28 protein-coding genes are annotated in these 22,728 nt (G+C 68.6%); 8 read left to right on the forward strand and 20 right to left on the reverse strand.

Annotated elements, in window-relative coordinates; translation table 11 throughout:
• Positions 1-119 precede the first annotated feature (119 nt).
• The 3 genes from ACPTTC_RS37140 to ACPTTC_RS37150 all read right to left on the reverse strand — a co-directional run bounded on the left by ACPTTC_RS37140 (position 120) and on the right by ACPTTC_RS37150 (position 1,046).
• A complete protein-coding gene (locus ACPTTC_RS37140; RefSeq protein WP_423396260.1) occupies positions 120-434 on the reverse strand; it encodes a DUF1488 domain-containing protein in 315 nt (104 codons plus the stop codon).
• A gap of 4 nt (positions 435-438) precedes the next feature.
• A complete protein-coding gene (locus ACPTTC_RS37145; RefSeq protein ID WP_423396261.1) occupies positions 439-576 on the reverse strand; it encodes a hypothetical protein in 138 nt (45 codons plus the stop codon).
• A 119-nt stretch (positions 577-695) separates the two neighbouring features.
• Positions 696-1,046, reverse strand: a complete 351-nt coding sequence (locus ACPTTC_RS37150; protein ID WP_226200611.1) for a hypothetical protein — start codon at positions 1,044-1,046, stop codon at positions 696-698.
• A 265-nt stretch (positions 1,047-1,311) separates the two neighbouring features.
• Between ACPTTC_RS37150 and ACPTTC_RS37155 the strand changes: the two genes are divergently transcribed.
• Positions 1,312-1,557 carry a DUF3175 domain-containing protein gene (locus ACPTTC_RS37155; protein WP_423396262.1) on the forward strand — a complete coding sequence of 82 codons (246 nt, stop codon included), beginning with the start codon at positions 1,312-1,314 and terminating at the stop codon, positions 1,555-1,557.
• A 40-nt stretch (positions 1,558-1,597) separates the two neighbouring features.
• Positions 1,598-2,917: a cation:proton antiporter gene (locus ACPTTC_RS37160; RefSeq protein ID WP_423396263.1), complete on the forward strand. Its 1,320-nt coding sequence runs from the start codon at positions 1,598-1,600 to the stop codon at positions 2,915-2,917.
• Between the two features lie 161 nt (positions 2,918-3,078).
• Here ACPTTC_RS37160 and ACPTTC_RS37165 read toward each other — a convergent pair whose 3' ends face one another.
• From ACPTTC_RS37165 to ACPTTC_RS37180, 4 genes are all read right to left on the reverse strand, one after another.
• Positions 3,079-3,465 (reverse strand): DUF3022 domain-containing protein, encoded by a 387-nt coding sequence (locus ACPTTC_RS37165; RefSeq protein ID WP_423396264.1) that lies wholly within the window; start codon positions 3,463-3,465, stop codon positions 3,079-3,081.
• Positions 3,462-3,623 carry a DUF1328 domain-containing protein gene (locus tag ACPTTC_RS37170; RefSeq protein WP_011349711.1) on the reverse strand — a complete coding sequence of 54 codons (162 nt, stop codon included), beginning with the start codon at positions 3,621-3,623 and terminating at the stop codon, positions 3,462-3,464. The genes ACPTTC_RS37165 and ACPTTC_RS37170 overlap by 4 nt, the downstream gene beginning before the upstream one ends.
• A gap of 46 nt (positions 3,624-3,669) precedes the next feature.
• Positions 3,670-3,858 (reverse strand): DUF3008 family protein, encoded by a 189-nt coding sequence (locus ACPTTC_RS37175; RefSeq protein WP_423396574.1) that lies wholly within the window; start codon positions 3,856-3,858, stop codon positions 3,670-3,672.
• 77 nt (positions 3,859-3,935) lie between these two features.
• Positions 3,936-5,396 carry an RNA polymerase factor sigma-54 gene (locus ACPTTC_RS37180; protein ID WP_423396265.1) on the reverse strand — a complete coding sequence of 487 codons (1,461 nt, stop codon included), beginning with the start codon at positions 5,394-5,396 and terminating at the stop codon, positions 3,936-3,938.
• A 358-nt stretch (positions 5,397-5,754) separates the two neighbouring features.
• Between ACPTTC_RS37180 and ACPTTC_RS37185 the strand changes: the two genes are divergently transcribed.
• Positions 5,755-6,186 (forward strand): CBS domain-containing protein, encoded by a 432-nt coding sequence (locus tag ACPTTC_RS37185; protein WP_089429609.1) that lies wholly within the window; start codon positions 5,755-5,757, stop codon positions 6,184-6,186.
• A 109-nt stretch (positions 6,187-6,295) separates the two neighbouring features.
• Here ACPTTC_RS37185 and ACPTTC_RS37190 read toward each other — a convergent pair whose 3' ends face one another.
• From ACPTTC_RS37190 to ACPTTC_RS37205, 4 genes are all read right to left on the reverse strand, one after another.
• On the reverse strand, positions 6,296-8,602 hold the full coding sequence (locus ACPTTC_RS37190; RefSeq protein WP_423396266.1) for an ATP-binding protein: 2,307 nt from the start codon (positions 8,600-8,602) through the stop codon (positions 6,296-6,298).
• A gap of 38 nt (positions 8,603-8,640) precedes the next feature.
• Positions 8,641-10,008 carry a sigma-54-dependent transcriptional regulator gene (locus ACPTTC_RS37195; protein WP_423396267.1) on the reverse strand — a complete coding sequence of 456 codons (1,368 nt, stop codon included), beginning with the start codon at positions 10,006-10,008 and terminating at the stop codon, positions 8,641-8,643.
• Positions 10,009-10,474: 466 nt separating this feature from the next.
• A complete protein-coding gene (locus ACPTTC_RS37200; protein WP_423396268.1) occupies positions 10,475-10,939 on the reverse strand; it encodes a hypothetical protein in 465 nt (154 codons plus the stop codon).
• Between the two features lie 45 nt (positions 10,940-10,984).
• A complete protein-coding gene (locus ACPTTC_RS37205) occupies positions 10,985-11,623 on the reverse strand; it encodes a MarC family protein (RefSeq protein WP_423396269.1) in 639 nt (212 codons plus the stop codon).
• A gap of 134 nt (positions 11,624-11,757) precedes the next feature.
• Between ACPTTC_RS37205 and ACPTTC_RS37210 the strand changes: the two genes are divergently transcribed.
• Positions 11,758-11,976 carry a DUF6566 family protein gene (locus ACPTTC_RS37210; RefSeq protein ID WP_423396270.1) on the forward strand — a complete coding sequence of 73 codons (219 nt, stop codon included), beginning with the start codon at positions 11,758-11,760 and terminating at the stop codon, positions 11,974-11,976.
• 38 nt (positions 11,977-12,014) lie between these two features.
• Here the strand turns inward: ACPTTC_RS37210 and ACPTTC_RS37215 are convergent, their stop codons facing one another.
• Positions 12,015-12,392 carry a DUF5594 family protein gene (locus ACPTTC_RS37215; RefSeq protein WP_423396271.1) on the reverse strand — a complete coding sequence of 126 codons (378 nt, stop codon included), beginning with the start codon at positions 12,390-12,392 and terminating at the stop codon, positions 12,015-12,017.
• A 37-nt stretch (positions 12,393-12,429) separates the two neighbouring features.
• Positions 12,430-13,962: an FAD-dependent oxidoreductase gene (locus ACPTTC_RS37220; RefSeq protein WP_423396272.1), complete on the reverse strand. Its 1,533-nt coding sequence runs from the start codon at positions 13,960-13,962 to the stop codon at positions 12,430-12,432.
• Between the two features lie 235 nt (positions 13,963-14,197).
• Here ACPTTC_RS37220 and ACPTTC_RS37225 point away from each other — a divergent pair, with 235 nt between their 5' ends.
• On the forward strand, positions 14,198-15,358 hold the full coding sequence (locus ACPTTC_RS37225; RefSeq protein WP_423396273.1) for an NAD-dependent formate dehydrogenase: 1,161 nt from the start codon (positions 14,198-14,200) through the stop codon (positions 15,356-15,358).
• 34 nt (positions 15,359-15,392) lie between these two features.
• Here the strand turns inward: ACPTTC_RS37225 and ACPTTC_RS37230 are convergent, their stop codons facing one another.
• The 6 genes from ACPTTC_RS37230 to ACPTTC_RS37255 form a co-directional block, all read right to left on the reverse strand.
• The gene (locus ACPTTC_RS37230) at positions 15,393-16,817 is read right to left on the reverse strand and encodes a PLP-dependent aminotransferase family protein (protein ID WP_423396274.1); all 1,425 of its coding nucleotides are present in this window, start codon (positions 16,815-16,817) and stop codon (positions 15,393-15,395) included.
• A 390-nt stretch (positions 16,818-17,207) separates the two neighbouring features.
• Entirely contained in the window at positions 17,208-17,462 is a 255-nt protein-coding gene (locus tag ACPTTC_RS37235; RefSeq protein ID WP_175952107.1) for a hypothetical protein, read from the reverse strand.
• Between the two features lie 34 nt (positions 17,463-17,496).
• On the reverse strand, positions 17,497-17,952 hold the full coding sequence (locus ACPTTC_RS37240; protein WP_423396275.1) for a DUF1269 domain-containing protein: 456 nt from the start codon (positions 17,950-17,952) through the stop codon (positions 17,497-17,499).
• 66 nt (positions 17,953-18,018) lie between these two features.
• The gene (locus ACPTTC_RS37245; protein WP_423396276.1) at positions 18,019-18,216 is read right to left on the reverse strand and encodes a hypothetical protein; all 198 of its coding nucleotides are present in this window, start codon (positions 18,214-18,216) and stop codon (positions 18,019-18,021) included.
• Between the two features lie 57 nt (positions 18,217-18,273).
• The gene (locus ACPTTC_RS37250; RefSeq protein ID WP_423396277.1) at positions 18,274-18,723 is read right to left on the reverse strand and encodes a phosphate-starvation-inducible protein PsiE; all 450 of its coding nucleotides are present in this window, start codon (positions 18,721-18,723) and stop codon (positions 18,274-18,276) included.
• Positions 18,720-19,088, reverse strand: a complete 369-nt coding sequence (locus ACPTTC_RS37255; RefSeq protein WP_423396278.1) for a LysR family transcriptional regulator — start codon at positions 19,086-19,088, stop codon at positions 18,720-18,722. Before ACPTTC_RS37255 ends, ACPTTC_RS37250 begins: the two co-directional genes overlap by 4 nt.
• A 346-nt stretch (positions 19,089-19,434) precedes the next feature.
• Here ACPTTC_RS37255 and ACPTTC_RS37260 point away from each other — a divergent pair, with 346 nt between their 5' ends.
• Positions 19,435-20,496, forward strand: a complete 1,062-nt coding sequence (locus ACPTTC_RS37260) for a Dyp-type peroxidase (RefSeq protein WP_423396279.1) — start codon at positions 19,435-19,437, stop codon at positions 20,494-20,496.
• 153 nt (positions 20,497-20,649) lie between these two features.
• On the opposite strand, the gene ACPTTC_RS37265 is transcribed toward ACPTTC_RS37260, so the two are convergent.
• Positions 20,650-21,039, reverse strand: coding sequence for a GIY-YIG nuclease family protein (locus tag ACPTTC_RS37265; protein ID WP_423396280.1), 390 nt, complete (start codon positions 21,037-21,039; stop codon positions 20,650-20,652).
• A gap of 449 nt (positions 21,040-21,488) precedes the next feature.
• Between ACPTTC_RS37265 and ACPTTC_RS37270 the strand changes: the two genes are divergently transcribed.
• Both ACPTTC_RS37270 and ACPTTC_RS37275 read left to right on the forward strand, forming a co-directional pair.
• A complete protein-coding gene (locus ACPTTC_RS37270; RefSeq protein WP_423396281.1) occupies positions 21,489-22,304 on the forward strand; it encodes a family 1 encapsulin nanocompartment shell protein in 816 nt (271 codons plus the stop codon).
• Positions 22,305-22,408: 104 nt separating this feature from the next.
• A complete protein-coding gene (locus tag ACPTTC_RS37275; protein ID WP_423396282.1) occupies positions 22,409-22,678 on the forward strand; it encodes a hypothetical protein in 270 nt (89 codons plus the stop codon).
• Positions 22,679-22,728 lie beyond the last annotated feature (50 nt).

A 22,728-nucleotide genomic window follows, 5' to 3' on the forward strand; every position in this document is an offset into this window, starting at 1 on the left:
GCCACGTGCGCGCGACGCGATCCGGCACCCGGCGGCGGCCAGCGGCGGGTGCAAAGTTTTCAATGTCGTGTAACGACGAGCGCGGGTCGGAGCACGGCGCGCCGGACACGCCAGTCGGGTCAGGACCGCCGCGACCCGGACAGGCCCGCCGGCGCGCGGAAATCGCCGCTGTGCAGCACCACGCCGCCGTTGCCGTCGGCCAGTACTTCCGCGCAGACGGCTTCGATCCGCGCGCGGCCATGCTCGAACGCATCGCGCAGATCGGCCTCCAGCGCGGACTGCGCGCCGAAATGGTCTTCCAGCGCTTCGACCGTGATCGCGCAGGTTTGCGGTTCGCCATCGACGTCGACGACGAAACACACCTGCAGCGCCGCGCCGTCGAACACGGGCGACTCGTCGACCAGCGTCACGCGACGGGTGGAATCGGCCGGCATCGTCTCAGGCGCCCCGCGCCGCGACACGATCGGCCCGCGCGCCGTCGGCCGCGAGCACGCGCCGCGGCGCGACGCGTTCGGCTTCGTCGAAGCCGTCGACCGCGAGGATCGTGGCCTTGCAATGATCCAACCTGCCGCTCATGAGCGCCTCCTTCAGCGTGGCGGCACGCGTCGTGTCGTGCCGTGCCGTGCTAGTCGTGCCGCAAGCGGCGTGCCTGCAAACCCGTTCGAGTGCGATTACCGGCAGGCCGATCGACGCGGTTACTGCAGACGACACGCGGCGTCGAGCATCGCGTCGGTCAGCTCGATCGTCAGCGTCGCGTGTTCGCCGGGCACGCGGTCGAGCAGGTCCTGCACCGTGTCGTGCAGGATCGCGTGCACGCGCATCCGCGTACCTTCGTCGAGATTCGCGTAGCGCTCCATCGTGTCGCAGTCGAGCACGAGCACGACCGAATGCCCGTCGGTCTCGGGTGGCGGGTCGGCCGCCGGCGCCCACGCCGCCTGAAACATGATGCTGCCCGTTGCGACGTCGACATGGACCGTCGTATCGAGATCGTCGGCGTCGTTGTCGATCTCGTCGTTCTCCAGCCAGATCCTGGAATGCGATTGCATGATGTCCTCCTGCGTGATGGCGAGATGGCGGGATGGCATGTCCTGCCCGTGTACTCCAGCAACACCCGTGCCGCCCTCGGCACGGGTTCATCGCATGGGTGATGCGCGTCGCGCGGCACGCGGTTTGCGGCGCCAACGCCCGTATTACGTCCCCGCGAACCCCATGGAGCCCACACAATGTCTTCTGCCATCGCTTCCCGCACGCACGGCAAGCGCCTGACGCGGCATCGCCCCGCGACACCGCAAGCGCGAGTTCAACGGCGTCATGCAAAAAAGCACTGTGCTCGACGTCGAGCCTGGCATCCTCAAGTCCGGCGATCCGGCCGCGATCGCTGCGTCGCTGAAGCATTCGGCCGAACACGGCCGCCGCCGCGCGTCGCCGTTCCTGTCGGCGATGTCGATGCCGAACGTCGACATGAATCGCGCGGGCCGCAACCTGCCGAAAACGCGCCGCACGACACGCGAACGCGCAAGGCGGCAACCGCGCGAAGCGTTCGGCCTCGAGCCCTGACGGCGCGCGGGCACGCAATCGGCCTGCCGGGACGGCGGACATGCACGAGACGCTCTGGTACCTGATCGTCGGCGCGGTGCTGATGGGCATGGGCGTCGCGACGTCCGCGCTGCGCCATCTGCCGTGCAGCGCCGCGATGATCTACCTGGCGCTCGGCGTCGCGCTCGGCCCGTCGGGCGCCGGCCTGCTGCAGCTCGACATCGGCCGCGATGCGCGGCTGCTGCGCGAGATCATCGAGATCGCGTTGCTCGTTTCGCTGTTCGCGATCGGGCTGCGGCTGCGCGTGCCGCTCACCGACCGGCTGTGGCACGTGCCGTGCCGCCTCGGCCTGCTCGCGATGGGCATCACCGTGCCGCTGCTCGCCGCGTGCGCGATGCTCGCACTCGGGCTCGACTGGGGCCCCGCGCTGCTGCTCGCGGCGATCCTCGCGCCGACCGACCCCGTGCTCGCGCACGACGTGCAGGTGCACGACCCGGGCGATCGCGACCTCGTGCGCTTCGCGCTGTCCGGCGAAGGCGGCCTGAACGACGGCATTGCGCTGCCGTTCGCGCTGGCCGGGCTCGCGCTGTGCGGCGCACCCGACGCGACGCACGGATGGCCGCCGCTATCGGGCGCGTTCGCGCTCGCCGCGCTATGGGGCATCGCCGGTGCGGCCGCGATCGGCGGCGGCCTCGGCTGGATCACGACGAAGACGATCGGCTGGCTGCGCACGCGTCACGCCCAGGCGCTCGGCCTCGAAGGCTTCTTCGCGCTCGCGCTGATCGTGCTGTCGTTCGGCGCCGCGCAGTTCGCGCATGCGTTCGGGTTCATCGCGGCGTTCGCGGCCGGGGTCGCGATGCGTCGTGTCGAACATCGCGCGAGCGGCAACCGCACGCCGCGCGAAGTGATCGGCCAGATCGATTCGGCCGACGTCGTCGCCACCGAGAAGCATCCGGAGAAAGCGCATGCGTACATGGCCGAATCGGTGCTCGGCTTCACGGTCGAACTCGAACGGATCGCGGAGGCCGTCGTGATGATGATGATCGGCAGCGTGCTCACGACGCTGCCGGGCCCGCTGCTCACGTGGGGCGCGGCCGCGCTGGCCGTCTTGCTGTTCGTCGCCGTGCGGCCGCTCGCGGTGCTCGTCACGCTCGCCGGTTCGCGCGCAACGCATGCCCAGCGGCGGCTGATGGCATGGTTCGGCATCCGGGGAATCGGCTCGTTCTACTACCTGTTGTTCGCGCTCGAACACGGGCCCGCCGACACGGTGCGCCCGCTCGCGGCACCCGTGCTGGCCGTCGTGTCGGCATCGGTGATCGCGCACGGGATCACCGCCACGCCGCTGATGAACTGGTATCACCGTCTGCAACATCGGCGCTGATGGATTCGTGACGATGCGCGCGGCCACGCAATCGAACCGCCACGCGGGTGGCGGCGCCGGCGTATTTGAACGAAGAATCGGCATCGACATGCGCTCGCCGCGTTCGGGGATGCAACGGCCACGCGGATCGCCCCGCCGCGCTCTCGCATGCGCCTCTCGTGTCAGCGTGCGCGCAGCGCCGCGTCGAGTTCGGCGCGCGTCACGTCGAGCGCGACGTTGCATTCGATCGCCGCATCCTCGACGCACGGCTTGCGCTCGTCCACCGCGCGCCGCGCGCTGTCACACAGCTGCGTGCGCACGCGCAGCCGGTCGGCCGCGCCAAGCGATGCGTAACGCGTGATCACGTCCGGATCGAACCGCAGATCGACCGCGCAACGCCATTCGCGCGCGCGCTCGTCGGCCGGCACGCGCACCCACGACACCCGGATCGTCAGCCGCCCGGACACGTCGTCCGCATGCACGACGACGGCCGACTCCGACGGGAAACCGTTCGCGAGCGCGTGCTCGAGTTCCGCGATGCGCTGCGACCGGTCGGGCGCGCCGCTCATCGTCGCACGACGCCCAGCAGCAGCGTGACCAGGAAGATCACGACGAAGATGTAGAACAGGATCTTCGCGATCTCGGCCGCGCCGGCCGCGATACCGCCGAAGCCGAACACGGCAGCCACGATCGCGATGATGAAGAAGATGACGGCATATCGAAGCATGGAGACCTCCTGGATGGCTGCTGTTGTCAGTACACGTCGTCGCCGTTCACGCATCGCGCTTGTGCTCCGGTTTGCCGTGTCTCGGCGTCGACGCCATTTTTTCGAGTTCCTTTTCGCTCATCGACCTGGCCATCGATTTGGCCGGCGGCTTGAGGTCCTTCACTTTCGTCTTGCCGCGTTTGGCCGACAGCGCGGCCCCCGCGGCACGCTGCTGAGCTTGCGATTTTGCTGGCATGGTTGCGCTCCTGTCGTGGGCGCGCGCGTCGACGCGACGGTCGGCGCGCGCACGCGATGGGCTCGCCCGGGCAGCCGTCATGCGGCATCGCGGCGGCGCAGGTCGGCCGGTGGAATCTTCATCGCCTGGCGATACTTCGTCACCGTGCGCCGTGCAAGCAGGATGCCGCGACCCGCGAGGTTGTGCGTGAGCGCGACATCGGACAGCGGATCGGTGTGACGCTCGGCCGCGATCATGTCGCGGATCAGGACCTTCGCGGCCGCCGCCGAGCACACGCCCTTGCCGGCCGCCTCGAGCTTGCGCGGGAAGAAATGCTTGAACTCGAACGTGCCGTGCGGCGTGGCCATGTACTTGTTGCCCGTCGCGCGCGACACGGTCGATTCGTGCAGGTCGAGTTCCTCGGCGATGTCGCGCAGCACGAGCGGCTTCATCGCAATCTCGCCGTAGCGGAAGAAATCGCGCTGTCGCGCGACGATGCATTCGCCGACGCGCTGGATCGTGTCGAAGCGCTTCTGCACGTTGCGGATCAGCCAGCGCGCTTCCTGCAACTGCTGGCCGAGCGGCGAATCGCGCTCGCCGCTCGACTGCGCGAACAGCGTCGCATAGCGTTCGTGCAGCCGGGCGCGCGGCAGCACGGCCGGGTTGATCGTCACGATCCAGTCGTCGCGCACCTGGCGCACGATCACGTCGGGCACCACGTAGTCGCCGCGCGTGCTGCCGTAATGATTGCCGGGGCGCGGGTCGAGCCCGCGCACCAGCGCGCAGGCTGCCTGCAGCGTCTGCGGGTTGCAGCCGATCCGCCGCTGGATCTCGGCCGTCTCGCGACGCGCCAGCCGCTCGAGATGCTCGCGCGCGATCGCTTTCGCTTCCGCGAGCGCCGGCGTGCCGGCCGGGATCGCGTCGAGCTGCAGCACGAGACACTCGGACAGCGAGCGCGCGGCGATGCCGGGCCGGTCGAGCATCTGCACGAGCCGCAGCGCGATCGCGAGATCCTGCTCCGACAACAGCAGCGCGGGGTCCGCCGCGACCAGCAGCTCGGCCAGCTCCTGGCGCAGGTAGCCGTCGTCGTCGAGCGCGTCGATCACGATGCGCGCGGCTTCGCGGTCACGCCGGTTCAGCGGATAGAGCCGCAACGCATCATGCAGCTGCTGATGCAGCGACGGTTCCGCGGCCAGCCATTCGCCGGGCGACAGGCCGCCCGACTCGTCGCCCTGGCGGCTCGTGCCGCGCATCGTGGGCGCGGCCGTCAACGACACTTCGGACACCTCCGGCACTTCGGGTGCCTCGCCGTCCGGCTGGCGAGCGTCGTCAGCCTGGGGCGCCGCTTCGGGCGCGGCGGCCTCGGCCTGCGGCCCCGGTGCGTCGGCGGCAGGCTCCTCGTCGCCTTGGCCATCCTCGAGAAACGGATTCTGATCGAGCGCCTGCCGCAGTTCCTGTTGAAATTCGAGCGAGGACAACTGCAGCAACCGCAGCGACTGCTGAAGCCTCGGCGTAAGTGCCAGATGCTGTCGCATCTGCAGCGCAAGCGAGACGGACATCGATGATCCTCCTGACGTTTAGCGGGTTTCGCTTCGTATTCAGCCAGGATTTACGCAGTATCCGTGCCAGGCGGGCCGATCGCCGATCGTCGCGGTTCGCGCGGGTTCATACCCCGTCTTGCATCCCGTCAGCGCGGCTTTTTTTACAAGCCGGCGGCAAGTTTTGGGCACGCATTTCGCGCACCTCGCCGCCATGCGCAAGCCGTGAGTCGAATCGGTACTGCATCGGCGGCGGCGTGCCCGGCCGCGGCGAGCGCCGCGCGAACACAGCCGCGATTGACCGGCCGCGCGCACCGGACGGCATGCGGTTTGCTGAATCCGCGGAAAAATCACCCCATCCACCCGCAAGGAGAACGCCATGCATCGCGTCAACGAAATCATGTCGCAGGACGTCGTGCGCATCGCGCCGACCGATTCGATCCGCCATGCCGCGCAACTGATGGAGCGCTACGACATCGGCGCCCTCCCGGTGTGCGACAACAACCGGCTGGTCGGGATGGTGACGGACCGCGACCTCGCGGTGCGCGCGATCTCGGTCGGCAAGCCGCCGGAGACGCGGATTCAGGAAGTCGCGTCGGGCCCGATCGAATGGTGTTTCGAAGACGATTCGCTGGACGAGATCCAGCATTACATGGCCGACGCGCAGTTGCGGCGCCTGCCGGTCGTCGATCACGACAAGCGGCTGGTCGGCATGCTGTCGCTCGCGGACATCGCGACGCGCTCGGCCGGCCCGGCGCGCGACGACGTCGCGAACACGCTCGAAGGCGTGTCGCAGCCGAAGCGGACGTGACGGAGCGTCGATGGCTGCGCGCGATGCGGCCTGCACGCCTCCGGTCGAGGTCGGCACCGCATCACCGACCCAGGCCGTCGTGGCAGCGGAAGGATGGATGGCCGCAGCGTCAGACGTCGTGCTTCGTCACGCGCACGATCTTGTCCGCCAGTTCTCGCACGTCGACCGGCTTGCACAGATAGCCGTCGAACCCGGCCTCGAGCGCCCGGCGTTCGTCGGCCAGGCCCGCATGCGCGGTCACGGCCAGCACCCGCACCGCGGGCGGCGCACCGCCGCCGTTCATGCCGGCGTGCCGCAACGCGTCGAGCAGCCAGAAGCCGTCGCCGTCGGGCATCGCGAGATCGGACAGCACGACGGTCGGCCGCAGGTCGGCGGCCACCGCGAGCGCTTCGCGGCCCGTCGATGCGATCGCGACGGCCGCGCCGAACGTCGTCAGCGCGGCAGTGAGGCTCTCGCGCGTGGTCGCATCGTCGTCGACGATCAGGATGCGTTGCGTATCGAGCATCGGCGGGTCGCGATGGTCGTCCGCGCGCGCATTCCCCCACGCCATCGCGCCGATCGGCTGCCAGCCGACCGGTAGCGTCACCGTAAACGTCGCGCCGCGATTGCGGCCTGCACTCTTGACCGTCACGCTGCCACCGTGCAGCTCGGCGATATGCCGCACGATCGACAGGCCGAGGCCGAGCCCGCGCCGCGACGACGCGGGCGAATCGTCCGCGCGGCGGAACATGTCGAACACGTGGGGCAGGAACGCCGGCACGATGCCCTGCCCCGTGTCGGAGACGGTCAGCACCACCCGGGCGTCGTCGCGCACGAGCCCGACCGTCACGCTGCCGCCGGCCGGCGTGAACTTGAGCGCGTTCGACACGAGGTTCGACAGCATCTGCCGCAATCGCTCGGCATCGCCCGACACGACGCAGGTCGACGCCGCACAGTCGAATTCGAGCATGATGCCGGCCGCCGACGCGGCCGTCTGGAACGCGCCGACCGAATCGGAGAACAGCCGCACGACGTCCACCGGCATCGCGTCGAGCTGCAGCTTGCCGGTCGCGAGCGACGACGCGTCGAGGATGTCGCCGACCATGCGCGTGAGCGAGCGCGCGCTGCGGTCGATCGCATCGATCGCCTGCCGCTGCAGCGCGTTGTCGCCCGCATTGCGCAGCACCTCGACCCAGCCGTAGATCACGTTCAGCGGCGTGCGCAGTTCGTGCGACACCGTCGCGAGCAACTCGTCCTTCAGGCGGTTCGATGTCGCGGCCTGGTCGCGCGCCACGCGCGCGCCCTGCAGCGACCGTTGCGCGCGCAAGTCGCGACGGCGCTGCGCGCCGGCTTCGCGCAGCGTCAGCGAAAACGCGACGCAGGCGCGCGCGTCGCCGCGCACCGGGCACGCCGACACGGTCGCACGAAAGCGCCGGCCGTCACGCCGCACGCACAGCAGGTCGATCGGCCCGACCGCTTCGTGCATGTCGTCGAACGCTTGGGCGAGCGGCTTGCGCTTCAGCCAGCGCATCGCGACCAGCGATTCGAATGCACGGCCGCGCGCATGGTCCTCGTCGTAGCCGAACATGCGCTGCGCGGCCGGGTTCCAGCTGACGATGCGGCCGTCGGTGTCGATGCCGACGATCGCATCCGGCGACGCGTCGACCACGGCGCGCTGCAACCGCGACGCATCGGCCTGCGAGCGATCCGCACCGGCGTCGCGCAGCAACAGCACGGCGCCGTCGACATTGCCGTCCGCATCGCCGAGCGGCCCGGCGACCTCGACGATCGGCACCCGCTCGCCGCCCGCCGCCTGCAGCCAGTGGCGATCGGACACGACACCCGCGCCGCCGCGCGCGAGATCGAGCGGTGTCGATTGAACGCGCCGGCCGTCGCGATCGACGATCCGCAGCACGTCGCGCGCGGCCTGTCCCGTCGCGTCGTCCGGACGGCAACCGACGAGCGCGGCCGCGGCTGCGTTGATGTAGGTGAGCCGCCCGTTCGTATCGGTGGCGATCACGCCATGCGGCAAGGCCTGCAGCACGGCTTCGAGCCGCCGGCGGGCAGCCGCTTCGCGGCGCAGCGCCGCATCGTTCGTGAAGCGCGCATGGCGCAGCATCGACGCGACCGCGCAGGCCAGCGCGCCGACCAGCACGAACGTGCCGAGCCGCACGAGCCGCTCGGGCAGCGGCTCCGAATAGGCCGCCGGATCGGACAGGAACAGCGTCCACACGAGCAGGCCGCTGACCACGGTCGAGACGACGCCGAACAGGAACGATGTCGCCCATGCGGCGCCCGCGAGCAGCGGGTAGTACAGCACGAGCGGCAGGTTCACGCCGCCGAAGCGGATCGCGAGCGCCTGCAGCACGGTCGCGATCGCGACCAGCATCACGGCCGTGACGAAGTTGCCTGCCCGCATCCGCGACAGATCGAACATCGGTCGCGCTGCTGGTGGCGTGTGCGGTCGGCGCGGCATCAGGATTCCGGTTTGTCCGCTTCGTCTTCGAGCTGCGCGAGCCGGTTGTAGATCGTCTTCAGGCTGACGTCGAGCACCTCGGCCGCCTGCGCCTTCACGCCACCGCATTGCGCGATCGTGCCGAGGATCAGCCGCCGGTCGACTTCCTCGAGCGGCGTGCCGAACGGCACGGTCACGCGATCCTCGTGCGAATCGGCCAGGTTCGACAGTTCGTCCATGATCGGCGGCGGCAGCGAATCGATCACGTCGGCATCGCTGAAGATGCTCGCGCGCTGCACGAAGTTGCGCAGCTCGCGCACGTTGCCCGGCCATGCATAGGTCTTCAGCGCTTCGCGCGCGGCCGGCGCGAAGCGCAGGTTCCGGCCGCTTTCGGCGTTGAACTGCTGCAGGAACGCATCGGCCAGCATCGGGATGTCGTCGCCGCGCTCGCGCAGCGACGGCAGCGGAATCGGGAACACGTTGATCCGGTGGAACAGGTCGGGCCGCAGCTTGCCGTCGGCCATCGCGGCTTCCGGATCGCGGTTGGTCGCCGCGACGATGCGCACGTCGACGTCGATCTCGCGCGTCGAGCCGAGCCGCGTGACGCGCCCCGTCTCGAGCACGCGCAGCAGCTTGACCTGCGACTCCAGCGGCATCTCGGTGATCTCGTCGAGAAACAGCGTGCCGCCGTCCGCGCGTTCGAAGAAGCCCTTGTGCTGGCGCTCCGCGCCCGTGAAGCTGCCGCGGTCGTGGCCGAACATCTCGCTCTCGACGAGGTTCGCGGCAATCGCGCCGCAATTCACCGCGAGGAACGGGCCGCGGCGGCGCAGGCTCAGGTCGTGCACCGTCTGTGCGGCCAGCTCCTTGCCGGTGCCCGATTCCCCCGTCAGCAGTACCGACGCCTCGGTGCGCGCGACCCGGCCGATCGCGTCGTAGACCGCCTGCATCGCGGGCGAACTGCCGAGCATGCGGCCGAAGCGGCCGAGCCGCTGCAATTCCGAGCGCAGCTCGGCGATCTCCTCGTGCAGCGCCGTGGTGCGCGGCACGCGCGCGAAGATGCTGTTCAGCCGCTGCATGTTGAGCGGCTTCACCAGATAGTCGGTCGCACCGCGCCGCAACGCGTCGATCGCGGTTTCGAGGCTTGCGTGGCCGGTGGTCAGCACCATTTCGCAGTGCGAACGCTTGGGCAGCGAATCGAACAGGTCCATCCCGTTGCCGTCGGGCAGCACGAGATCGCACAGCACGAGATCGGGGGTATGGGTCGTGACGAGCGTGCGCGCTTCTTCGAGCGTCGCGGCCGTGTCGCAGGCGAGCTGCTGCGTGCGCGCGAGCGTCGCAAGCATCGTCCGCGTGTCGGCGTCATCTTCGACGATCAGGACGTAGGGCATCGTGCCTCCTTGTGAAGCGGCCCGGCACGCGTCTCCGCCGGGACCGCGGCGGGTTGCAGCGAAGTCCGGCCATCGGTCACACCACGATACGGCATGATCGATGCTCTCGTGCCGACTGGCTGTCCTCCCGTGAAAAGCAGTCCATCTCAGTATAAGAGCCGCATGTCGCGCATTCGCCGATGATCGAATAAATCTATCCGCGCACGTCACCTGCATTGCCAGATTCAATGCGCCGCAATCGGTAAGAACGCCATCGTTTTCGAGCGGATCATGCGGCGCGAAGCCGTCTCGATCGCGTCTTTTGCACACTTCGACGTCCTATGCGGTCAAACTTTCCGGTCTGACTTTTCGCATGTCGAAATCCGTCGATGACGACAGGGGTGATGCGATAGCTTGTGTTCGATCAGACCCTGCTGCGTCACGCGCGTCGCATCGAGCCCCCCGCGCGACGGCGGCAGCGAGTCAGTCAGTTGGACGCTGCCTGACTGCCGCCGTCGCGCGTTTTCGAAATCGCTTCGACGAGCTTCAGTTCGTCGTCGATCGACAGCGTCGTGTCGGTCACTTCTCCACCAAACGGTGCGAGCGCCGTACTCAGCGCCTCGATATCGAGTTGCGTCGCGGCCAGCCCGAGCGACACGGTGCCCGGGCGCGCCTTGCGCGCGACGCGGTCGATCAGCGCGTCGTCCACCGGCTTCTCGCGCCATGCATCGAGCGACGATTCGATATGCTCGACCACGCTGTCGAGCAGCGATCCGGGCGGCGTGCGCCCGGGGTCGACTGCATGCGCGCGCAACTGCCCATCGGCCGCGCACTCGACGATCGCCGCACCCGACAGCACGACGACGTGCCGGTCGCGCAACGTATCGAGTTCGGCGAGCGCGCGATGCGCGGCCGCGAGGTCGGGATAGGACAACACGATCAGCGTATTCATCAGCCACTCCATGAAATCAGGCGGCCGCGTTCGGATGCGCCGCGCTCAATGCGGTAGCCCGAACGCGGCCTTCAGGCTCGCGACGATCATCTGCATCGCGATCGCCGCGAGAATCATCCCCATCAGCCGTTGTGTCACCGCCGTCACGCGCGGCGACAGGTAATGGCCGATCAGCGGCGCCGACCACAACGAAACGGCCAGCAGCACGAGAAACGCGGCAAGCCCGAGCGCGAACGCGAATGCCTGCCCGGTCGATAGCGCGCTGTGCCCGAGCACGATCATCGTCGCGATCGTGCCGGGGCCGACGAGCAGCGGGATCGTCAGCGGATAGATCGCGACGCTCTCGTCCGCGGCCGGCACGGCGCCTTCGTGATCGCCCGGCGCATGCTGGCGGCTCGGTGCGCCGTGCAGCATCGACAGCGCGATCAGCAGCACCAGCAGCCCGCCCGCGAGGCGGAAGTCGTCGATCGTCAGGCCGAACCCATGCAGGATCGCGCCACCCGCGACGGCCGACACGATGCAGCCGACCGTCACGCCGATCGCAGCCGTCAGCGCGATCCTGCGGCGCACGCCGTCCGCCGCGCCTTCCGTCAGCGACAGGAACACCGGGATGTTCGCGATCGGGTTCATGATCGCGAACAGCGCCGCGAACACCTTGATGGAAAAGGTCAGGTCGAAGGCCACAGGTTCGCTCCCGGTTCGCGCGTCGACGCGCATGTCGAATCGCACGCAGGTTCCGCTTCGTTTCCGATGCACGGCGCGCGCCGTGCTGCTACGATCGTCGCACCGCGTTCACGCACGACGGAGGGCCCCGACCGATGCAAGCCACCGACACCTTCATGGATCACGAGATTCGCGTCGATGCGACGCGCAACGCGAACGGCGCTTGGGTCGCGCAGGTGCGGATCTTCCGCGACGGCGCGCCGGTCGACCTGTCGGCGCCCGAGCTCGTCACCCCCGAATGGCTCACGTGCGACGAAGCACTGCGCGGCGGCATCGACCAGGGCCGCGTGATGATCAAGACACGCGACCGCTAGCGGCAACCGGTTCATCGGCGCGCGTCGCGCGGCGCGTTTCACGCATCGAAATCCAGATCGCCGATCAGGATCTCGCGATCGCGCTGGGTTCGCGTGCTGAAATCGACCGGCAATTCCAACTGCCAGCGTTCGATCGTGACCGGCAGCGCCGCGAGATAGCGGTCGAAGCGGCTGCGGTCGGGCTCGGCCAGCAACGCATCGATCGCATCGTCACGCCACGCGAGCCGCGCGTTCAGCCGGTTCGGCAATCCGACCGTCGACGTGAGGCCGATCACCTCGACACAGGTCGGGCTGCCCTGCCCGTCATGCGGCACGACATCCACCCTCACTTCGCCAGGCCGATACAGGCCGAGCACACGCGCCGCGATGCGCGGCGCAAACTCGGTTTCGAAACGTGCACGGACATCGGGATTCATCTCGCCTCCGGGTTCGAATCATGTCGTCATGCCGCTGTCACGCGGCTGCAATCTGCTGCTCGAATGCCGCTTCCGCCTGCAGGCTGTCGAGATCGCGGCCGATCGTCGCGACCGCGAGCCGCGTGTTGCCGCGCCAGTACGCGATCGAGCAATCGTGCGCGCCGAGGTCGCCATCGATCTCGACACGATCGAATTGCTCCGCATGCCCGACGTAGTTGATCGTCAGGTCGTAATGCTGGCTCCAGAAGAACGGCACCGCATCGAACGGCCGCTGCTGCCCGAGCATGTTGCGCGCGGCGGCGATGCCCTGCCGCTCGGCGACCACCCAGTGCTCGACGCGAATCCGCTCGCCCGTCAGCGGATCGGGCCAGCGCGCGATGTCGCCGGCCGCGTAGATGCCGGGCGCACTCGTCTGAAGGAAGCGGTCGACCGTCACGCCGCGCTCGACGGCCAGCCCCGCGTCCTGCGCGAGCGCCACGTTCGGACGAACGCCGATGCCGACCACCACGAGATCGGCCGGCAGCACGTCGCCCGTCGACAGCGTCACGCTGTCCGGCGTGATCTGCGCGGGTGTCGCGCCGAGATGGAACACGACGCCGTGCGACTCGTGCAGCGCCTGGATCGTGCTGCCGAGCGCTTCGCCGAGCACGTGCGCCATCGGATGCGCATCGGGCGCGACGACCTGCACGTCGAGCCCGCGCGTGCGCAACGCGGCGGCCGCTTCGAGCCCGATGAAGCTCGCGCCGACCACGACGCAGCGGCGCGCCGCTTTCAGCTTGCCGATCAGCGCGTCGCAATCGGCACGCGAGCGCAGCACGCACACGTGCGGCAGGTCCGCGCCGGGCACCGTCAGCCGGTTCGGCTCGGCCCCCGTTGCAAGCAGCAGCGCACCGTAGCCGACGCGGCTGCCGTCGGCCAGTTCGACCGCCTGCCGCGCGGGATCGATCCGCGCGACGCGCGTGCCGCACCGCACGTCGATGCGATGGTCGGCATAAAACGACGGCGCACGCAGCGGCAGCCAGTCGGCGTCGGCCGTGCCGGCGAGATAGTCCTTCGACAGGTTCGGCCGGTCGTACGGCGGATCGGAATCGGCGGTCAGCAGCGTAACGGGATGCGGATAGCCTTCCTGCCGCAGCGTCACCGCGGCCGCGATCGCCGCGGCGCCGCCGCCGACGATCACCACCGACGCGGGCAATCCGGCCGCATTCAGCACAGGCGGCGCGGCGGCCGGCCGCGCGTCGAGCACGACGGCGCGGCCGTCGCGGCGTTCGACGCGCCAGCACGGCAGCCCGTCGAGCGCCGGCGCGCGCAGCAGTTCGCCGCTGCGCAGGCAAAACGCCGCGTGATGCCACGGGCAGCGGATCGTGTCGCCCTCGAGCAGGCCGTCGGCCAATGGCGCACCGTAGTGCGGGCACTGCGCGCCCACGGCATACAGTTCGTCGGCGCGGCGCACGAGCAGCACCGCCGCATCGCCGACATGGCCCTCGATCATGGCACCGTCGGCGAGATCGTCGAGCGCGATGCCTTGCGTGAGATCGGGACGTGAAGGCGAGGAATCGCTTCCGGACATGACATCGCTCCCGCAGAGTCAGGTAACGATCCCATTATCGGCGTCCCCCATGAAAAGAACAGGTACAGACGTCCCCGCAGCGCACGCAAACACGCACTGTAGCTTGCGTGCGATCCATGACGGGCGTAGAACGTCACCAACGTTGCGGCGCAACACACCCGCTGCCTGCCGCGCACGTCGCGCGTCCTGCGCAATCCGCGTGCCGCCTTCACCCCGTCACCAGGAGTGCTACCCGATGGCCACCGTCCTGTGCGTGCTCTACCCCGACCCCGTGGACGGCTATCCGCCGCGCTACGTGCGCGACGCCATTCCGGTCATCACGCGCTACGCGGACGGACAAACGGCGCCGACGCCGGCCGGCCCGCCCGGCTTCCGGCCCGGCGAACTCGTCGGCTCGGTGTCCGGCGCGCTCGGGTTGCGCGGCTATCTGGAGGCCCACGGCCACACGCTGATCGTCACGAGCGACAAGGACGGCCCCGACTCCGAATTCGAGCGCCGGCTGCCCGAAGCCGACGTGGTGATCTCGCAGCCGTTCTGGCCCGCGTACCTGACGGCCGAACGGATCGCCCGCGCGCCGAAGCTGAAGCTCGCGTTGACGGCCGGCATCGGCTCCGATCACGTCGATCTCGATGCCGCCGCGCGCGCCCGCATCACCGTCGCCGAAGTCACCGGCTCGAACAGCATCAGCGTGGCCGAGCACGTGGTGATGACGACGCTCGCGCTGGTGCGCAACTTCTTGCCGTCGCATGCGGTCGCGCAGCAAGGCGGCTGGAACATCGCCGATTGCGTGTCGCGCAGCTACGACGTCGAGGGCATGCATTTCGGCACGGTCGGCGCGGGGCGCATCGGGCTCGCCGTGCTGCGCCGGCTGAAGCCGTTCGGCCTGCACCTGCACTACACGCAGCGCCACCGGCTCGACGCATCGGTCGAGCAGGCACTCGGGCTCACGTATCACGCCGATGCCGCGGCGCTCGCGGGCGCCGTCGACATCGTCAACCTGCAGATCCCGCTGTACCCGTCGACCGAGCACCTGTTCGACGCGGCGATGATCGCGCGCATGAAGCGCGGCGCGTACCTGATCAACACCGCGCGCGCGAAGCTGGTCGACCGCGACGCGGTCGTGAATGCCCTCACGTCCGGGCATCTCGCGGGCTACGGCGGCGATGTGTGGTTTCCTCAGCCGGCGCCGGCCGATCACCCGTGGCGCACGATGCCGTTCAACGGAATGACGCCGCACATCTCCGGCACGTCGCTGTCCGCGCAGGCACGCTACGCGGCCGGCACGCTGGAAATCCTGCAATGCTGGTTCGACGGCAAGCCGATTCGCCGTGAATACCTGATCGTCGACGGCGGCACGCTCGCGGGAACGGGCGCGCAGTCGTACCGGCTGACGTGATGCCGCGCGCGACACGCGACTCGCGGCGGACCGTTCAGTCGAGGCAGTGGGCGGCGAGCTTGCCGACCGTGATCACCGCCTGCTCGATCTCCGGCGACCACGGGCTGCTGTAGTTCAGCCGGATGAAGTTCCGATAGCTGTCCGTGATCGAGAACATGTAGCCGGGCCCGATCGTGATCCCCTGCTCCAGCGCGAGCTGGTACAGCCGCATCGCATCGACCTGCGCGGGCAGCTCGACCCACAGCACGTACCCGCCGGCCGGGCTCGAGATGCGCGTGCCTTCCGGGAAGAACCGCGACACCATCGTACGCATCAGGTTCGCCTGCTGCGCATATGCCTTGCGAATCCGCCTCAGGTGATGCTCGTAGCCGTCGCGTTCGAGAAACTCCGCGATCGCGAGCTGCGGCAGCGACGGCGTCGCGAGCGTGTTCAGGAATTTCAGCTTCTCGACCTGCTCGCGATACCGCCCGGGCAGCGCCCAGCCGATCCGGTACGCGGCCGTCAGGCTCTTCGAGAACGACGCGCAATGCAGCACGATGTCGTGGCGGTCGAACGACTTCAGCGTGCTCGGATGCATGTTGCCGAAGTACAGTTCGTTGTACACGCCATTCTCGATGATCGGCAGATCGGCCTTCGCGGCGAACTCGACCAGCTCGCGCTTGCGCTCGTCCGGCATCTGGAAGCCGAGCGGGTTCTGGAAGTTCGGCATCACCATGCAGGCGGCGATCGGCTGCGACTTCGCAATCGCCGCCAGCGCCGCGATGTCGATCCCGTATTCCGGATGCGTCGCCACCTCGATCGCCTTCATCCCCATCCGCTCGATCGCGTGCAGCATCGCGTAGAACGTCGGCGATTCCACCGCGATCGTGTCGCCCGGCTTCGCGACGGCCTGCAGGCACAGGTTGATCGCCTCCGTCGCGCCGACCGTCACGATGATCTCGTTCGGATCCACCGACATCCCGTTTTCCAGGTAGCGTCGCGCGATCTGCCGGATCAGCCGCGGATGCCCCGGCGGCAACCCGTCCGTCACGCCCCACAGCGACTTGTCGCGGCCGGCCGCATACGCGTAGCGGTTCAGCTTCTCGAACGGGAACAGGCTCGGGTCCGGATACGGCGAGCCGAGCGGCACCGCATCGTCGGCGCCGATCGAGCGCAGCGTCGACAGCACCAGCCGGCTCACGTCGACCGACGACGAGATCGCGATCGGCTTCGACGGCCGCAACTCGCGCACCGGCGCATGGCCGTCGTCGCGCCGCAGGTTCACGAAATAGCCCGACTGCGGCCGGCTTTCGAGCAACCCGCGGCTTTCCAGCAGCAGGTACGCGTGCAGCACGGTCGTGATGCTGATCCGGTGCTGCTGGCTCGCCTGCCGCACCGACGGCACACGATCGCCGTGTCGATATACCCCTTGCCGAATGAGTCGCTCTATGTCGTTTGCAAATTTCTCGTAGAGCTTCATCCGCCTCGCCCCGCCAGCGGTGAACCGGCCTGCGATGCACGGGCGGCATGGCCGCGCCGGTGCACGAAGCCGGATAGCCGGGCCCGGGCGCGGGCGTCCCGGTGCGAACCTCGTCCGTTATCGAAATTGAAGGCGGATAGCAATGCGAATCTCATCAAGACAAGGTTCGGCATCCTACTGCGTCATTTCGACGAATGTAAGTGACAGTTTGGCGAGGAAACGCGAAATCCGGCCGGCGTGGTGAACAGATTCGAACGCGACGGCGCGGCCCCGCGCGATCGCGCGGCAACCGTTCGCCGGGCGCGGTGCCGGCGCGCGTCATCGCGGCTTGCCGATGACCGTCGGGCAGCGATCGCGCGAGGCCCGGTCATGCGCGGGCCCCGCGTTCACTCAAGCGTCGTCGACGTTATCCGCGTAGTGATCGATCGCGACCTTGCACGCGTCGAACACCACCGTCAGCGATGCGGCGTCGTTCGACTCGACCCACTGGCGGATCTGCAGGAATTGCCCGGTGCCGAGATCGGCGATGCGGGCCGGATCGTCGGTCGTCACATCGACGATCGCGATCGCGCGGTTGCGGTTGCCGGGCAGCGGCGACAGCGTCGCCGCGATGTCGAAGCGCCGGTACGATTGATCGATGCGCATGCGGTTCTCCCTTTGCGGTTCGACAGCGACACGCTCAATCGAGCGTCTGGCGGAATACCTTGCCGCCGAATCCCGTCACGACGTTGTCGACCGAGAACGGCGTGTCCTCCTTCGCTTCCAGGATGATCGCGACGCTGCCGGGCACGAGCCGAGCGGCAATCGTCTCGACGAACGTGCCGTCGAGCAGCGCATTGCCGGCCGCTTGCGCGAGCACGCCGGCCCCCGCGCCGGCCGCCATGCCGGTGACCACGCCGAGCGGCCCGGCGAGCAGGCCGAGCAAACCGCCTGCGATCGCGCCGATCACGCCGCCCTTGAACGGCCGCGATTCGGCATGGAGTACCGCGAGCTTGCCGGTCACGTCCTTCTCGACGACGACGCCGTTCTCGATGTGGAATCCTTCGTTCTTCTCCGACAGCGCCTCGAAATCGTTCGCGGCCTGGCGGGCCGTATCGACGCTGCCGAACACGGCGACGATCAGTTGATGGGTCATTCGACACCTCGCTCGCTTGGATGGTCAGTGGCGGGCCGCACCGCATACGGCACGCCGGGGTTCGCTTCAGATGCCGGTGGCCGCCGCGCGTGCCCGCGCCGCATCGGCATAGGCATGCGCAGCCGCCCGCTGCAGCCTGGCGACGGAAGGCGCGCGTGCGAGCGCCGGATCGGCATCGCGCGTGTCGCGCGCCAGCCGGTAGGCGTCCGACGCCGCGTGCTGCAGTTCGATCGCCTGTTTCGTTGCATCGAAATACGTGGTCATCCGGCATCCTCTTTCTTGCAGGAACAGCGAACATGCTTGCGGCCCGCCGCCCGCGCTTCACCTGCGCACATGCGCATCGTCCTCGACATCGTCGACGTCGGCCGGGAAGCGGTGCTGGCCGAAACTCAGGATCAGCACGCCCACCGCGAGCAGCACGATCCCGAACGTCGTCATCAACATCCGCTCGGGGCTGTCGGTTGCACCGCGCAGGATCAGGTCGCGCGCGAGCGACGTCATCGCGATGAACAACGGAAACCGCACAGGCAACCGGCCGAGCCGCAGGTAGCGCACGTCCATCGCGAGCACTTCCAGATACAGGAACATCAGCAGCAGGTCGGTCAGCGACACCTCGCCCGCGAGCACGACCTTCCACGCCTCCTGCGTCATCGCGAACGCGGTCGCGAGCCCGATCACGATCAGCCCGGCCAGTTCGGCCGCGTGAAGGAAATGGCCGAAGCGGCGGCGAATGCGCTCGGCCGGCGAGCTGGAAAGGGTGGTCGTATTCAAGGTGACAATCGCGGTGATGAGGCTGGAACGGCGCCGGGCGGCGGGAACGTCGCGTCGCGCGCGGCGGCAGGCACGGTACCGTGCGCGTCGGGCCTATCCGGCGCGTGCGGGCCGGCCGCGCCGATCGCCTGCTCGACCGCCGATAGCGTCCGGCGGCAGCACACGTGGAACGCATCGCCCGCGTCGGTGCAGGCGACGTCGTCGTGGTCGCGGCACAGCAGCAGGCGGCAGCCGAGATACCGCTCGAGACCGTCGATCCGTTCGCTCACCTGCGCTTCGTCGAGCTGCAGTTCGGACGCCGCACCGGACAGGCCGCCATGCTCGACCACCGCGACATACACATGCATCGCTTCCAGCAGGTTCATGATGACGCTCCTCGTCGGCGGGCGCAGCGGGACCTAATCTACTGCACGCGGCACGCGCGCTCAAGAGCACAGCGCCGCATGCACCAGGAGTACAGCTGCGCGTGCGCCGCCCAAATTCCGGCCCTGTTTGACGCATTCGCATGACAGTTTGGCGATACGTGTTCCAAAGACTGGCCGAAGCTGCTAGATTGCTTGCTCGACGACGTTACGCGGTGCGAGCCGGTCACGCGCCGTGCGGCCGGCCGCCACCGCTGCGGCCCGTTGCGCGATGCCCGCGCAACGTCGTCCATCCGCATGACACAGTTCAACCGTTCGCCTTCGCGCGCCACGGCACTTCCGTCCCGACATGACTGACCGGCAAGCCACGATGCAGACACCTCCCCCGCTCTCCCAGGCCGTTCACAGCACGATCACGCGCAGCGCGATCTTCCTCGTGGCGACGATCAATCCCGGCGCCGATCACGCCGACACGATCCGTTCATGGTGCGGCGACATCGCCGCGCTCGTGCGCTCGGTCGGCAAGCGCGTGCCGGGCGGCAACCTCACCTGCGTGTGCGGCTTCGGCGCCGACGCATGGGATGCGCTGTTCGGCAACCCGCGCCCCGCCGCGCTGCATCCGTTCCGCGAATTCGGTGCGGGGCAGCGCGTCGCGGTCGCGACGCCGGGCGACATCCTGTTGCACATTCGCGCCGAAGCGATGGACCTGTGCTTCGAACTCGCGACGCAACTGCTCGGCGCGCTCGGCGATGCCGTCACGGTCGTCGACGAGGTGCACGGCTTCCGCAATTTCGACCAGCGCGCGATGATCGGTTTCGTCGACGGCACCGAGAACCCGGAAGGCCGCGAGGCGGTCGATTTCACGGTGATCGGCGACGAAGACGCGGAATTCGCGGGCGGTAGCTACGTGATCGTGCAGAAGTACCTGCACGACATGGCCGGCTGGAATGCGCTCGCGGTCGAGACGCAGGAGCGCATCATCGGCCGCACCAAATTGTCCGACATCGAGCTTGCGCCGGACGTGAAGCCGTCGTGCTCGCACAGCTCGCTGACCACGCTCGACGAGAACGGCCAGGAAGTGAAGATCCTGCGCGACAACATGCCGTTCGGGCGCCCGGGCGCGGGCGAATTCGGCACCTACTTCATCGGCTACGCGCGCACGCCGGCGCCGATCGAGCAGATGCTCGAGAACATGTTCGTCGGCCGCCCGCCCGGCAACTACGACCGCCTGCTCGACTACAGCCGCGCCGTCACCGGCTCGCTGTTCTTCGTGCCGTCCGCCGACCTGCTCGAGGCGCTCGCCGATCGCGCGGCGCCGGCCGCGGATGCCGCGGCGCCGGAGCCCGCTTCGTCCGCGCCGCATCGCGACGGCTCGCTGAAAATCGGCTCGCTGAAAGGCGTGCCGTCGTAAGGCAACGCGCCAATGACAGCCCGGCGCGCAACCCGCGCCGGACGTGCCCGAAATGGCCGCGGTTCAGTCCGCCGGGGCGCTCGCGCGAAGCGCGCGCGGCGCACGGGCCGCCGCGCCGCCCTGCCACTGCGCCCGGCGTTCCATCCGCGCGAATCAGCCGACCAGGATATAGAGCCAGTTCTTCGGCAGCGCCCCGCCGGGGCCGTTGCTGCATGCCAGCAGCCGCTCCCCGGATTGCGGGTGCATGATGCCGGTACGGAATGTCTCGATGGCCTTGCGCTCCAGACGGTCGAACGCGTTCCCGACCAGGTTGTGCGCTTCCAGATAGATCGGGCACATCAGTTTGAAATCAGGCTTGGTGGCGCGGTGTTTCGCCAGCCGGGTGTACAGGTCACTGGTAATGCCGATATAGAACTTGCTGTACTCCGGCTTTGCGGCAAACGCGTTCAATACCTGCTTCAAATGCCCGATGACCGCCTCGTGATTGATGACGCCCGTCTTCAGCAAGTATTTGTCTTCGGGCGAGACGAGTTGTAGTGCCATGAACGACCTCCACGTGTTGTGAAGCTTCAATAGGCTGCGTCTATGATTCATCCGGGCGTGGCCCCGCCAGCTGCACGCCGCCCAGCCCCGGTTTCCGGAAACCCTGCCGGATGAATGTTCGCAAGAATGCACGACGCGCGATGCGCCGTCGAGAGCAAGTGGTTCGGCGCGTGATCGCGCGCGGCCCGAGCGGCGTGAGCGACGTCCGGAACCCGCGTATCGCAATCCGGTCGCGGCATGCCGCACGCGCCTGCCCCCTCTCCCCGTACGCGACTTGCATAACAGTTGCGCCACCGCACGGTGTCGTTTCGATTTGTGCTGCAGCGGTGTCGATCGAGCCTGCTAATATGCATTTTCACCCGCGATCGGCAGGCCTGGCATCAGGCGCAGTCCGTCAGCCGATCGGCCCACCATGAAGTGTTTTCGCTGACGTGAGGCAACCAGAACCCATGAACAACCTGCACCGCGAACTCGCCCCGATCTCGTCTTCCGCCTGGGAACAAATCGAGGAGGAAGTGGCACGCACCTTCAAACGATCGGTGGCCGGCCGCCGCGTCGTCGACGTCGACGGCCCCGAAGGCCCCGAGCTGTCGGCCGTCGGCACCGGGCATCTCGTCGAGGTCGCCGCGCCGCGCGAGCTGGTGACTGCGCGGCTGCGCGAAGTCCGCACGATCGTCGAACTGACGGTGCCGTTCGAGCTGAGCCGCGATGCGATCGACAGCGTCGAGCGCGGCGCGCGCGACGCCGACTGGCAACCGGCGAAGGAAGCCGCGCAGCGGCTCGCATTCGCCGAGGACAACGCGATTTTCGACGGCTACCAGGCAGCCGGCATCGTCGGCATCCGCGAAGGCACGTCGAACCGCAAGCTCACGCTGCCGGCGGACGTCGGCGCCTACCCCGACGCGATCAGCGACGCGCTCGAGGCGCTGCGGCTTGCCGGCGTCGACGGCCCGTACTCGGTCGTGCTCGGCTCGGATGCATACACGGCGCTCAGCGAAGCGCGCGACCAGGGCTATCCGGTCCTCGGCCATATCAAGCGGATCGTCAGCGGCGAGATCATCTGGGCGCCGGCGATCAGCGGCGGCTGCGTGCTGTCCACGCGCGGCGGCGATTACGAGCTGCACCTCGGGGAAGACGTATCGATCGGCTACACGAGTCATACCGACAAGGTCGTCCGCCTGTACCTGCGCGAAACGTTCACGTTCCTGATGCTGACGAGCGAAGCATCGGTGGCCGTGGCGCCGCAGGGCAACACGGCGGCCTGACCGCGGTTGCCTGCGCGCGATGCCCGCCGGGCGTCGCGCGCGAGCGGCCGCACCGCCGGCCGCATGTTCGTCGCCGATCAAACCCATCTTGCATGGAGTGTGTGATGAGCGAGTCGAATGAGGCAGTGCAGGCGCTGCAGGCGTCGGTCGACCGCCTGAAGCAGGCGGTCGATGCGAACGCGAGCAGCCAGGCCGGCGACACCGCCGTGCTGTTCACCGTCTTGTCGCTGGTCCTGGCGGAGTTGCCGCCCGACACGCGCAACCTGATCGAGGATTCGTTCTCCGTCTGGGCCAACGGCCTGCCGGATGCGGCACTGTCGACGGACGTGAAGCGGATCGCCCGGCAACGGCTGGCGATGACACTTCCGGACTGACCACGGCACGCCACGGTTGCGCCGTGTCCGGCCCGGACCGTGCAACCTGC

It is taken from the genome of Burkholderia mycopellens, assembly GCF_964265025.1.
In the GTDB taxonomy this organism is placed as follows: domain Bacteria; phylum Pseudomonadota; class Gammaproteobacteria; order Burkholderiales; family Burkholderiaceae; genus Burkholderia.

What these genes read in the sequence shown, in the direction of transcription:
- ACPTTC_RS37140 (WP_423396260.1), bottom strand. Translation starts at nt 434, where the DNA reads ATGCCGGCCGATTCCACCCGTCGCGTGACGCTGGTCGACGAGTCGCCC.
- ACPTTC_RS37145 (WP_423396261.1), bottom strand. Translation starts at nt 576, where the DNA reads ATGAGCGGCAGGTTGGATCATTGCAAGGCCACGATCCTCGCGGTCGAC.
- ACPTTC_RS37150 (WP_226200611.1), bottom strand. Translation starts at nt 1,046, where the DNA reads ATGCAATCGCATTCCAGGATCTGGCTGGAGAACGACGAGATCGACAAC.
- ACPTTC_RS37155 (WP_423396262.1), top strand. Translation starts at nt 1,312, where the DNA reads ATGCAAAAAAGCACTGTGCTCGACGTCGAGCCTGGCATCCTCAAGTCC.
- ACPTTC_RS37160 (WP_423396263.1), top strand. Translation starts at nt 1,598, where the DNA reads ATGCACGAGACGCTCTGGTACCTGATCGTCGGCGCGGTGCTGATGGGC.
- ACPTTC_RS37165 (WP_423396264.1), bottom strand. Translation starts at nt 3,465, where the DNA reads ATGAGCGGCGCGCCCGACCGGTCGCAGCGCATCGCGGAACTCGAGCAC.
- ACPTTC_RS37170 (WP_011349711.1), bottom strand. Translation starts at nt 3,623, where the DNA reads ATGCTTCGATATGCCGTCATCTTCTTCATCATCGCGATCGTGGCTGCC.
- ACPTTC_RS37175 (WP_423396574.1), bottom strand. Translation starts at nt 3,858, where the DNA reads ATGCCAGCAAAATCGCAAGCTCAGCAGCGTGCCGCGGGGGCCGCGCTG.
- ACPTTC_RS37180 (WP_423396265.1), bottom strand. Translation starts at nt 5,396, where the DNA reads ATGTCCGTCTCGCTTGCGCTGCAGATGCGACAGCATCTGGCACTTACG.
- ACPTTC_RS37185 (WP_089429609.1), top strand. Translation starts at nt 5,755, where the DNA reads ATGCATCGCGTCAACGAAATCATGTCGCAGGACGTCGTGCGCATCGCG.
- ACPTTC_RS37190 (WP_423396266.1), bottom strand. Translation starts at nt 8,602, where the DNA reads ATGTTCGATCTGTCGCGGATGCGGGCAGGCAACTTCGTCACGGCCGTG.
- ACPTTC_RS37195 (WP_423396267.1), bottom strand. Translation starts at nt 10,008, where the DNA reads ATGCCCTACGTCCTGATCGTCGAAGATGACGCCGACACGCGGACGATG.
- ACPTTC_RS37200 (WP_423396268.1), bottom strand. Translation starts at nt 10,939, where the DNA reads ATGAATACGCTGATCGTGTTGTCCTATCCCGACCTCGCGGCCGCGCAT.
- ACPTTC_RS37210 (WP_423396270.1), top strand. Translation starts at nt 11,758, where the DNA reads ATGCAAGCCACCGACACCTTCATGGATCACGAGATTCGCGTCGATGCG.
- ACPTTC_RS37215 (WP_423396271.1), bottom strand. Translation starts at nt 12,392, where the DNA reads ATGAATCCCGATGTCCGTGCACGTTTCGAAACCGAGTTTGCGCCGCGC.
- ACPTTC_RS37220 (WP_423396272.1), bottom strand. Translation starts at nt 13,962, where the DNA reads ATGTCCGGAAGCGATTCCTCGCCTTCACGTCCCGATCTCACGCAAGGC.
- ACPTTC_RS37225 (WP_423396273.1), top strand. Translation starts at nt 14,198, where the DNA reads ATGGCCACCGTCCTGTGCGTGCTCTACCCCGACCCCGTGGACGGCTAT.
- ACPTTC_RS37230 (WP_423396274.1), bottom strand. Translation starts at nt 16,817, where the DNA reads ATGAAGCTCTACGAGAAATTTGCAAACGACATAGAGCGACTCATTCGG.
- ACPTTC_RS37235 (WP_175952107.1), bottom strand. Translation starts at nt 17,462, where the DNA reads ATGCGCATCGATCAATCGTACCGGCGCTTCGACATCGCGGCGACGCTG.
- ACPTTC_RS37240 (WP_423396275.1), bottom strand. Translation starts at nt 17,952, where the DNA reads ATGACCCATCAACTGATCGTCGCCGTGTTCGGCAGCGTCGATACGGCC.
- ACPTTC_RS37245 (WP_423396276.1), bottom strand. Translation starts at nt 18,216, where the DNA reads ATGACCACGTATTTCGATGCAACGAAACAGGCGATCGAACTGCAGCAC.
- ACPTTC_RS37255 (WP_423396278.1), bottom strand. Translation starts at nt 19,088, where the DNA reads ATGAACCTGCTGGAAGCGATGCATGTGTATGTCGCGGTGGTCGAGCAT.
- ACPTTC_RS37260 (WP_423396279.1), top strand. Translation starts at nt 19,435, where the DNA reads ATGACTGACCGGCAAGCCACGATGCAGACACCTCCCCCGCTCTCCCAG.
- ACPTTC_RS37265 (WP_423396280.1), bottom strand. Translation starts at nt 21,039, where the DNA reads ATGGCACTACAACTCGTCTCGCCCGAAGACAAATACTTGCTGAAGACG.
- ACPTTC_RS37270 (WP_423396281.1), top strand. Translation starts at nt 21,489, where the DNA reads ATGAACAACCTGCACCGCGAACTCGCCCCGATCTCGTCTTCCGCCTGG.
- ACPTTC_RS37275 (WP_423396282.1), top strand. Translation starts at nt 22,409, where the DNA reads ATGAGCGAGTCGAATGAGGCAGTGCAGGCGCTGCAGGCGTCGGTCGAC.